The 10,692-nt window shown below is 62.0% G+C and carries 9 protein-coding genes; 8 read left to right on the top strand and 1 reads right to left on the bottom strand.

The features are described 5' to 3' along the window. Positions 1 to 67 precede the first annotated feature (67 nt). A complete protein-coding gene (locus ACZIRK_RS27690; RefSeq protein ID WP_165435218.1) occupies positions 68 to 271 on the top strand; it encodes an RES family NAD+ phosphorylase in 204 nt (67 codons plus the stop codon). 132 nt (positions 272 to 403) lie between these two features. Here the strand turns inward: ACZIRK_RS27690 and ACZIRK_RS27695 are convergent, their stop codons facing one another. After that, positions 404 to 1,741 carry an MFS transporter gene (locus ACZIRK_RS27695; RefSeq protein ID WP_130226075.1) on the bottom strand — a complete coding sequence of 446 codons (1,338 nt, stop codon included), beginning with the start codon at positions 1,739 to 1,741 and terminating at the stop codon, positions 404 to 406. A gap of 157 nt (positions 1,742 to 1,898) precedes the next feature. On the opposite strand from ACZIRK_RS27695, the gene ACZIRK_RS27700 reads away from it, so the two are divergent. The 7 genes from ACZIRK_RS27700 to ACZIRK_RS27730 all read left to right on the top strand — a co-directional run bounded on the left by ACZIRK_RS27700 (position 1,899) and on the right by ACZIRK_RS27730 (position 10,027). Continuing rightward, positions 1,899 to 2,654 (top strand): IclR family transcriptional regulator, encoded by a 756-nt coding sequence (locus ACZIRK_RS27700; protein ID WP_028168260.1) that lies wholly within the window; start codon positions 1,899 to 1,901, stop codon positions 2,652 to 2,654. Positions 2,655 to 2,769: 115 nt separating this feature from the next. Further along, complete coding sequence (locus tag ACZIRK_RS27705) at positions 2,770 to 4,365, top strand: FAD-dependent monooxygenase (protein WP_474418543.1); 1,596 nt, start codon at positions 2,770 to 2,772, stop codon at positions 4,363 to 4,365. A 74-nt stretch (positions 4,366 to 4,439) separates the two neighbouring features. Next, positions 4,440 to 6,173 (top strand): thiamine pyrophosphate-requiring protein, encoded by a 1,734-nt coding sequence (locus tag ACZIRK_RS27710; RefSeq protein ID WP_474418544.1) that lies wholly within the window; start codon positions 4,440 to 4,442, stop codon positions 6,171 to 6,173. 71 nt (positions 6,174 to 6,244) lie between these two features. Further along, entirely contained in the window at positions 6,245 to 7,231 is a 987-nt protein-coding gene (locus tag ACZIRK_RS27715) for a Bug family tripartite tricarboxylate transporter substrate binding protein (protein WP_474418545.1), read from the top strand. A gap of 33 nt (positions 7,232 to 7,264) precedes the next feature. Further along, positions 7,265 to 8,917, top strand: a complete 1,653-nt coding sequence (locus ACZIRK_RS27720; protein WP_207231030.1) for an FAD-dependent oxidoreductase — start codon at positions 7,265 to 7,267, stop codon at positions 8,915 to 8,917. A 280-nt stretch (positions 8,918 to 9,197) separates the two neighbouring features. Next, a complete protein-coding gene (locus ACZIRK_RS27725) occupies positions 9,198 to 9,590 on the top strand; it encodes a hypothetical protein (protein WP_474418546.1) in 393 nt (130 codons plus the stop codon). A gap of 140 nt (positions 9,591 to 9,730) precedes the next feature. Continuing rightward, on the top strand, positions 9,731 to 10,027 hold the full coding sequence (locus ACZIRK_RS27730; RefSeq protein ID WP_456645848.1) for a hypothetical protein: 297 nt from the start codon (positions 9,731 to 9,733) through the stop codon (positions 10,025 to 10,027). Positions 10,028 to 10,692: the final 665 nt, after the last annotated feature.

Genomic DNA, 10,692 nt, shown 5'->3' on the forward strand with positions numbered 1-10,692 from the left:
GAACGGGCGGTTGGATCAAAACCGCCCGTTGCTGGAACTGAGCCCGTTGCACCCAAAGAGGAGTCTCATGTTGATGGTGCCGAGCGTCATCGCGCCGGTGGACCACAACACGCTAATCAATCCGGCCCACCCGGAATTCCGTCACATCACCACGGCAGTGCACGAGCCGGTGTTTTGGATCGCCGGCTGTCCGCCGCCGTCATCGGGTCGTGAAAGGCGGATGGTTCGATCGCAGGCTATCGTTGGGGCGTACAGCGCAAGCGACCTCTGATCAATTCGGAGGGAGTGGCATAATCCCTTATGTATACGGGGTCGATGCGTTCGACCGAGACGGTGTGCGGGAGGCGCGGCTTGGGGAGTTTCGAGGAAACACGTCAGGTAGGTGCATGCCGGCCTTGGGCGTTCAGCGGGGCACGGAACGGGCCAGGAAAAGCGCTGCCGTCGCGGCGATCAGCGCCGGAATGGCGGCTACGGCAAACAGCGGCTGTGGTTCCATGTTACGGGCAAGCATGAGGCCGCCGATCAAAGGACCGACGATCGAGCCGATGCGGCCGATGCCTAGCGCCCAGCCCACACCGGTCGACTTGATCGCGGTCGGGTAAAACGTTGCAGTCAGCGCATTCGAGGCGATCTGCCCGCCGACGATGCAGAATCCGGCAGCAAAGATCGCGACGGTGATGAGGCTCGTCGAATGACTGCTCAAGCCGATCGCCGCTACCGCGACCGCAGCGCACAGATAGGTGAGCGCGAGCGCGCGGAACGAGAAGCGGTCGATAAAGTGGCCGAGCGCGAAGGTGCCGACCACGCCACCGACCTGCAGCATCGCGCCGATCGCCGCGGCAACCGACACCGAGACACCGAGATCATGAAGCACCGTCGGCAGCCAGTTTGAGAGAAGATAGAGATCGAGCAAGCTCATGAAGAATACGATCCAGAGCAGTAACGTGACGGCGCTCCGCTGCTCTGTGAAGAGATGGACCACCGGCAGGCCGGCCAGCTTGGGCTCCTGCACGGCGAAGCGGACGTCGCCCGCAAACGTCGCCTCCGGCGTGATGCGCCGCAACAACCCGGCGACCTCGCGATCGCGCCCGCCCGTCAATGCGAGATAGCGGATCGATTCCGGCAGCGAATGCACAAGAACTGGCACGAGCAGGAGCGGCGCGATGCCGCCGACCAGAAACACCGAGCGCCAGCCAAAAGCGGGGATCAACGCAGCCGCGAGCAAACCGCCGAGCGCCGCGCCGATGGAAAATCCGGCAAACATCGCCATCACCATGGTTGCTCGACGGCGGTGCGGGCTAAACTCGGAGGTCACTGCAACCGCGTTTGGCATCGCGCCGCCGAGGCCGAGACCGGTGAGGAAACGGAGCGCCATCAACCATGTGGCATCCTGGGCCAGCATGGTTAGCAGGCTGCCGATGCCGAATGCAGCGGTGCTGGCCACGATGATCCGCTTGCGGCCGATCCGATCGGCGAGCGGGCCGAAGATCAAGGCGCCGATCATCAGGCCGAATAATCCGGCGCTGAACACTGGTCCAAGCGCATCGCGCGGCAGCTTCCATTCTTGCGCCAGGGCGGGCGCAACGTATCCGATGGCCTGCGTGTCGAATCCGTCGATAAAGAGCACCGCCGCACAAATCAGCAGCACCTGAATTTGAAATGTGCCGACCGGCTGTCGGTCGATGTAGCTGGGGACATCGACGACCATCGGGTTGGACTCCTCGTTCACGCCGGTGGCCATGGTGCGATTTCCTCCTGGCGGATCCAAATGTCCCACCGTCTTCTATTTTGAAATCTCTTATAGTGAGATTATGTCGAAGACAATCCTGCTCCGATGTCCCATTCCCGGAAGCGCGGGACCGCGGTACAGGACGGGCGACATTGGAACGGATCGACAGGTGGAGAAGAGAAACAGCCAAGACCGGGTGCTCGCCGTGCTGGAACTGTTCAGCGAAACGCGCCCGCTCTGGACGCCGGACGAACTGATGCGCGAACTCGGCTACACGCGTCCGACGCTCTACCGCTATCTCAAGAGCCTCAGGGAAAGCGGGCTGTTGATGTCCGTCCGTGGGGGCCGCTTCGCCCTCGGGCCTAAAGTCGTCGAGATGGACTATTTGAACCGGCGCGCAGACCCGCTGGTCGCCGCCGCCGCGCCACATCTGGAGCGTCTCACCGCGGCGCATCCCTGTACCGCCCTGATTGTCCGCTGGTATGGCGACAAGATGCTCTGTGTTGCTTCGCAATCGTCGGCGCCCCATCCGGTGAGCAGCTATCCGCGGGGCCGACCGATGCCGATGGGTCGCGGCGCGATTGCCCGCTCGATCATGGCATTCCTGCCGAAACGCAGTCTGGTCCCATTGCTTGAGCGTTATGCCGATGATCTTCGCAGCGTCGGCCTCGGTGCGACGGCCGAGGAAATCGCAGTGGTGCTGAAGCGCATCCGAAGAGCGGGCGTCGCGGTCGCCTTTGGTGAAGTGACCCCCGGGGCAATCGGCATCGCCGCTCCTATCCTCGATGCAAACTATCCGGTCGCGAGTCTCTGTCTCACTATCGCTGGCCAGCATGCGAATGGTGGCCTGATTGATCGGATTAGCGGGGAAGTGCGCCAAACGGCCAACCTGATCTCTGCCGAGATCTTCGAGGAAAATGGATAGAAATCTCAAAATATGAGATTTTAGCTTGACCTGAGCCGCGATGCTCTGCATTGAATTACGGTCCCCCTGCGGCCGGCATTGATCGACTAGCAGTGCGCAAGTGAGGTCGGTGCGAATGCAGAGTCCGGGTAAAGCTGTTCCGGTGGTGATCGTCGGCGGAGGACCCGTCGGGACCGGACTTTCAATCGATCTCGGTCTGCGGGGCATCAACTGCATCGTTGTCGAACGCTACAGCGAGCCGCAGCCGATTCCGAAAGGACAGAATCTCACCCAGCGTACCCTCGAGCATTTCCATTTCTGGGGCGCTGAAGGGGAATTGCGCGCCGCCCGAACCATACCGAGTGATTACGGCATCGGCGGCATGACCAGCTACGGCACCTTGCTGAGCGGTTACCGCTACGACTGGCTACAGCGCGAACTCGTGCGGCCGTTTTATTTCTGCGACAATGAGCGCCTGCCGCAATACGCCACCGAGGCGGTGTTGCGCCGCAGGGCAGCGCAGATCCCAAACATCAATACCTTGTTTGGCTGGACCTGTGAGCGGATACATCCCGACGAAGGCGGGGTGGATGTCGAAATCACCAATCGCGACGGAAACAGGCGAAGCTTGCGCGCCGACTATGTCGTAGGTTGCGATGGGAGTCGATCGATCGTGCGCGACCAGGCGGGCATTCGCCAGACCAGGTCCGACCACGACCGCTTGATGGTGTTGCTCGTATTCCGCTCGACCGGCCTGCACCGGCTGCTCGAGCGTTATCCCGGCAAGTCGTTCTACAACGTGCTGCATCCGGAACTCGACGGCTATTGGAAATTCTTCGGCCGTGTGGATCTCGGCACCACGTGGTTCTTCCATGCGCCCGTTCCCGCCCACACCACGCGCGATAATTTCGATTTCCGACGACTCCTGCACGAGGCCGCCGGTGCGGAGTTCGAGATCGAGTTCGATCATATCGGCTTTTGGGACCTACGCTTTGCGCTGGCCGACAGCTATCGCGCGGGCCGTGTCTTCATCGCCGGGGACGCGGCGCACAGCCACCCCCCTTACGGGGGCTATGGGATCAACAGCGGGCTGGAGGATGCCGTCAACCTGTCCTGGAAGCTCGCGGCCACCCTGCAGGGCTGGGGCGGCTCCGGCCTGCTCGACAGCTATGACGCGGAGCGGCGGCCGGTATTCGCTTCGACCGCGCGCGACTTCATCGAGAAGTCGATCTTCGATGATCGCGATTTCCTGCGCCGGCATAATCCATCGGTTGACCGCGCCGACTTCGAAGCGGCCTGGCGCGAGCGACAGTCCGGCGCGCGCACTGAAGTCAACGCCTTCGAGCCGAATTATGAGGGCTCGCCGATCGTGTTCGGGCCGCCGGGTGCCGTGAGCAGTGCGATCGGTTCGCATGGCTATGCGGCCCGCGCCGGTCACCATCTCACGCCGCAGCCTTTATCCTCGGGCAAGAACATCTACGAAGAACTCGGCAGCGGCTTCACGCTGCTTGATCTGGGCGCGCCGAACGCTTTTGTGCAGGAATTCCGGCGCGCAGCCCACAGGCTGCGCCTTCCGCTCAAGGTGATCCAGGACAGCCGTGCCGACGGCCGGGAGCGTTATGACGCTTCGCTCGTGCTGGTCCGTCCCGATCAGTTCGTTGCCTGGGCGTCCAACGAGGGCACCGGCGATCCGGCCGATATCCTCCGACGGGTTGTGGGTGGGGATCCGTGAAGTCGGACCGCGTCCAAGCCAGAACAAGAAACTGAAAAGCCGAAACCGGCAGGGAAACGACAGGGAACCAGAGCATGAGCTCTTACAGCGCTGCGCATTATTTCCTCGAAGGTCTCGTGGACCTCGGAGTGGACTATATCTTCGCCAATCTCGGGACCGACCACGTGTCCCTGATTGAGGAAGTCGCGCGGTGGGACAAGCAAGGCCGCAAGCGTCCGCAGATTATCCTCTGTCCACATGAGATCGTCGCCGTCCACATGGCCGGCGGTTACGCACTGGCGACGGGGAGGGGGCAGGCCGTTTTCGTGCATGTCGACGCCGGCACCGCAAATGCGTGCATGGCGATCCAGAACTTGTTTCGGTACCGTTTGCCCGTGATGCTGTTCGCCGGCCGCGCGCCCTACACCTTGCATGGTGAACTGCCAGCCTCGCGCGACACCTATGTCCATTTCGTGCAGGATCCGTTCGACATTGCGAGCATCGTTCGTCCCTATGTGAAATGGGAGTACTCGCTGCCGTCCGGCATAGTGGTCAAGGAGGCTCTGGCCCGCGCCGCCGCTTTCATGCACAGCGATCCTCCCGGACCGGTCTATATGATGCTGCCGCGCGAGACGCTGGCGGAGACATGGGACGAAACGCGGATGCCGGCCTACGACCCAGCACGGTACGGCGGCGTTCGGTCCGGCGGCATCGATCGGGCAAGAGTCGAGGCCATCGCCGACCAGCTGATGGCCGCGGACAACCCGATTGCGCTGACCGCCTATCTCGGTCGTAAGGCAGAGGCGGTTGCCGTGCTCGATCGATTGGCGCGGACCTGCGGCATCCGGGTCGCCGAATTCAATTCCATCGATCTCAATATGCCGCAGGGCTCGCCCTGCTTTGCGGGCTTCGATCCTCTGCCCCTGCTGGAGCAGGCGGATCTCGGGCTTTTGCTGGACACCGACGTCCCATTCGTTCCGCAGTACGCCAAGCGCATCGATGCGATCCGGTGGATCCAGATCGACGTCGACCCCCTGAAATCAGACTTTCCGATGTGGGGCTTTCCAACTGACATGAGAATTCAGGGCGACTGCGCGACCGTGCTGCAGCAGGTGCTCGACGTCGTCGAGGCGCGCGCCGACGATGGCTATCGCCGGCGGGTCGCTGAACGCATTGCGAGCTGGAATGGGGCGCGCGAGGCCGCAGCGAAACGCCGGGCCGCGGCTGCCGCCAACAAAGGGGTTCTGGGTGCGCTCAATCCCAGCTATCTGTTTGCTGTCCTGAACAGCAAGTTGGCGCAGGACGATATCGTTCTCAATGAGGCGATCCGCAACGGGCCGATGCTGCAGGAGCAGATTCATCGCACGCAGCCCCGAAGCTATGTCGGGCTCGCCGGCGGCGGCCTCGGCTTCAGCGGCGGCATGGCGCTGGGATTGAAGCTGGCGCAGCCGCATCGGCGCGTCGTGCAGATCATCGGCGACGGCGCTTTTCATTTTTCCTCGCCCGACTCCGTCTATGCAACTGCGCGGCAGTATGAGCTTCCGATCCTGACCGTGGTGCTGGACAACGGCGGCTGGCAGGCCGTGAAATCCGCAGTTCAGCGCGTTTATCCCACGGGTGTTGCCGCGGAAACGAACTCGTTCCAGTCCAGCTTGAGGTCGGACCGTCAGGGTGAGCAACGCCGTTTCGCCGACGTCGCACGTGCTTTCGGAGCTCATGGCGAGAGCGTGACTGAACCCGATGAGCTTGCCGGGGCGATCGATCGGTGCCTGGCGGCGGTGGACGACGGCAGGGCCGCAGTCCTGCATGTTCACGTCACGCCGCTTTAGTTCACAATGCTGGACAGTGCCGTCATCACAATAGGAAAACAGACGCGGCGATTGCGAGGAGAAACGTCACCGTGAAGGTTTTGAAAAGGCGATTCCTGGCCGGCATCTGTGTTGGATTGGTCGCATTGATTTCTCCTCGCACCACCATTGCGGAGCAGGCCACAAAATATCCGTCGCGACCCATCCACATCGTCGTCGGTTTCACGCCTGGCGGCGGCAACGATATTATCGCGCGTCTCTTCGGACAAAAATTGTCCGAGAGCCTTGGTCAACCAGTCATCATCGAAAACAGGCCGGGCGCCGGCGCGATTCTCGCCACCGATTATGTTGCGAAATCAGCACCCGACGGCTACACGCTCCTGATCGGTGCCAGCGGCGCCATGGTCATCAATCCGGCGGTTTACGCGAGATTGCCGTACGATCCTGTTCGCGATTTCATTCCAATTTCGGAACTCGGGTCGTTTCCGCTGATCCTGATCGTCAACGCCGCGTCGCCGCTCAAGTCCGTATCCGGGCTCGTTGCTTACGCAAAGCAAAATCCGAACAAGGCCAACTATTCCAGTTCGTCTGCGGCGTTTCAGCTGGCTACCGAGCTATTCAAGCAGAAGACCGGCGCGCCGATACAGATGATCCCGTACAAGGGCGCCAATGATTCCGTGGTCGCGGTGATCGCGGGCGAGGTGACAACGACGATTGCCGATGCCGGTTCGGTCTGGAGCCAGATCACGGGCGGCCAGGCGCGCGCGCTCGCCGTTGCGGCGCCGAAGCGCATGGAGGAACTGCCTGACGTTCCAACCATGAAGGAAGCAGGTGCAGACGTCGATGCTGTGTTGTGGAGCGGCATTCTTGCGCCCAAAGGGACGCCGCCAGATGTCGTAAGGAAACTGCAGGACGAATTCATGCGGATCGCCAAACTTCCAGACGTGGTTTCGCGATTGAAGCTACTCAACATCGACTCGGTCGGCAGTTCGTCGGACGAATTTTCCCGAATTATCGCATCGGATATCGCGCGCTGGACCGAGATAGCACGGATCGGCAACGTCAAGATCGAGCCGTGAACGGCTCAGGCGGAGAGTGGTGCGATGGCTGGGATGCTTGATGCGGACGTCGTGGTTGTCGGCGCCGGGCCGGTTGGGCTCACGCTTGCCATGGACCTGGCTTGGCGCGGCAGACGCGTGATCGTTCTGGAGACGCGCAGACGTGACGAGCCGCCCAGCGTCAAATCCAATCACGTCTCGGCGCGCTCGATGGAAATCTTCCGGCGGCTTGGCGTCGCTCTAAAGGTGCGCAACGCCGGACTGCCGCCAGACTATCCGAACGATGTCGCCTATCGAACGTCGTTCCTTGGCCGTGAACTGACCAGGATCAAGATTCCCTGCCGCGCGGAGCGATATACGTCCAAGGACGGCCCGGATACGTGGTGGCCGACGCCGGAGCCGCCGCATCGGATCAACCAGATCTATCTCGAGCCGGTCCTGTTCGATCATTTGTCGTCGATGCCCGGCGTGCGCATCCTGAGCGGAACATCGCTCGTCGATTTTCGGCAGAGTCCGGAGGGTGTCATCGCATCCGCGCGGGAGCGCGATACCGCGGAGGAAATCGCAGCATCCTGCCGGTTTCTGGTCGGCTGCGATGGCGGGCGCTCTCTGGTCCGCAACACGATCGGTGGGCGGCTGAGCGGCGATCCTGTTCTGCAACGCGTGCAGTCGAGCTTCATTCGAGCCCCAAAACTGCTCGAGATGTTGAGACAACGCGGCGGGACGCCGGCGTGGGCTTCCTTTGCACTGAACCCGCGTCAATCCGGCAACGTATACGCGATCGATGGCAAAGAGACCTGGCTCGTGCATGTTTATCTGAATGCCGACGTGACGGAATTCGATGCCGTCGATCGCGACGGTGCAATCCGAACAGTGCTCGGCGTGGACGGGGATTTTCAGTACGAGCTGATTGCCAAGGAAGACTGGATCGGACGGCGTCTGATCACGGACAAGGTTCGTGACGGCCGCGTCTTCATATGCGGAGACGCTTGCCACCTGTGGGTCCCTTATGCTGGCTATGGCATGAATGCGGGCATTGCGGACGCGGCAAACCTGGCGTGGTTGCTTGCGGCCCATCTGGAGGGTTGGGCCGATGAGCGAATTCTGAACGCCTACGAGGCCGAGCGGCTTCCGATCACGGAGCAGGTGTCACATTTCGCCATGGACCACGCCCACGCCATGGCGAAAGCGCGGAAGTCCATTCCACCCGACATCGAAGTGGAGGGGCCGGAAGGTGACGCCGTTCGAGGCTTGATTGGACAATCGGCCTATGACCTCAATGTTCAGCAATATTGCTGCGCGGGGCTCAATTTTGGCTACTATTATCGAGGTTCCCCGATCATCGCTTATGATGAAGAGATTCCGCCGCCTTATACGATGGGTGACTTCACGCCATCGACCGCTCCCGGCGCGCGCGTCCCGCACTTTTGGCTCGCCGATGGCCGCTCCTTGTACGACGCGATGGGACCTTACTACACACTGCTTCGCAGCGATCCAGGCGTCGATGCGTACGGCTTGACGACCGCTGCTTCGGCGGTCGGCATGCCTTTGACAGTTCTCGACATTGCCGCAACGGAGTTGCCCGCCGTCTATCAGCACCCTCTCATACTGGCTCGTCCGGATCAGCATGTCGCTTGGCGTGGCGATCGGCTGCCGAACAATCCCGCAGCGCTGATGAACATTCTTCGCGGCAGCCAAGGCGTCTAACACAGACAAACATGACCATTGACCAACGCCCGGCTCGCCTGCGGTCACCGCGGATGCTTCCTCCAAGCGCGACGGCTTGGGCTTCGGTGTCTCCCTGACCGGACCTCGCTCGTCGGGCTGGTTCTCTTGAAGCCCGTAAGCCGGAAAAAGTAGGCGCGTCGCCGCGCCATCTTGCGTTTGCTCAAGGCTGTCCTAGCCTGCGGGTCTCTCCTAACAGCTAACGGAGGAGAACACGCGCACCCTCAGAATGGCATTGATAGGTGGATTCACCGGAGCCTTGATGGCTGGCAACGTCGCGACGCTCCATGCGGCTCCTTTGCCGACCAACGTGGCAAGCATGAAATCCATGATCGCTGACAGTTCGATCCAGGTCCGGTGGGGCGGCTGGCGCGGTGGCGGATGGGGATACGGAGCTGTCCGAGGTTGGGGTTGGGGAGCAGGCGCGCTGGCTGGTGCCCTAATCGGTGACGCGATCGCGAGCAGCGCCTATGGCTATTATGGCGGCCCGTACCACGGCAGCTACTACCCCGGCCCGTATGACGGCGGCTACTATCCAGCCTACAGCTATTATCCGGCATACGTCGACTACGGTTGGCAAGCAATCCAGGAACCTGGAGCCGCCCGCTTCTACAGACCTTATGGATACGGCGGGCGGCCCTGGGGCTATTGGTAAGCGGGCCGGCCTTGCAATTTTTCTGGGCGCGCCGGCCTTCCAACGCTTACCGCGGACTGATCGCGCCGAGCGGATGGGGCTAGCCGGTTAGGCGTTATTCTTAGCGGATGTGGTGCATCTTCCGCGGTGGGAGAAGTACAATGTCCATCTCTATCCTCAAGCAACTCGGCGCGGCGGCGGTGCTGACTGCGATAAGCTGCGCGCCGGCTCCGGCCCAGCCAGTGATATCCGAGCCCGGCTATTGCGCACAGTTCTATCCAAATGCCAATTGTCAGAACAAAGGGCCCGGGAACCCCTACACCGACCCGAATTACCGGCTGTATGGCGGCCAGAGCTCGGGACCGTGGCCGAGCGGTGAAACTGTCGGCATGGCGCCGAAGCGGCCCCGCGGACGCGATCTGTCCCGACGACATCCCAGCACTAGCCCCGGGCGGTGAGTGCTAAAGCGGGTGGCGCGTCACCCGCCGGGCCTATGATCTTCGCTGCGTTCGTTGCGCATCTCCGGCTCCCTCGCATTCAGGCGGCGGAGATCCTCGAGCAGACCGCGCTGGATTGGATCAAGGCTTTGCGGAATCTCGCCAGATCCTGCTTGGAAGCGCTCCTCGTCGGGCTCCAATCTGCGCCGGAAGATGAGTCCGCCGCAGACAAGCGCGAAGCCAATGACGATCAGCGCGACACCTAGAGCACGCATTTTGCGACCGCCAAAAGGCGCATTCTATCCCGCGTCGCTGCGGCACCCAATGCGCTATTTCCGCTCGGGAGGCTGCCAGAACGGCCGCGCGAGAACCCATCAGCGGGTTTCGCCACCGCGCGATAGCGTGCCACTGCAGCGAGAGGCGACCGGGGCACCAAGTCGAGGCTGATCCCCGGGGCCGCATTTGGGCCTACGGCTTCTTGACCACGGCACCGAGTCCGAGATCGAGCCTAACCATCATGTGTCGCCATGGCTTGCAGGGTTGTTTGTTGTCCCCGAGTACCACGGATGCAGGGGGTCTATGCGAGGCACGGTTGGGCGGACCTTGATCGCACTAACTGGAAGGGCTTCGACACAACTCTGATGGCTCGCGATCTCTAAAGGCGCTGCGAAGGCCGTGGCGGAATG

The organism is Bradyrhizobium sp. Leo114, assembly GCF_055229415.2.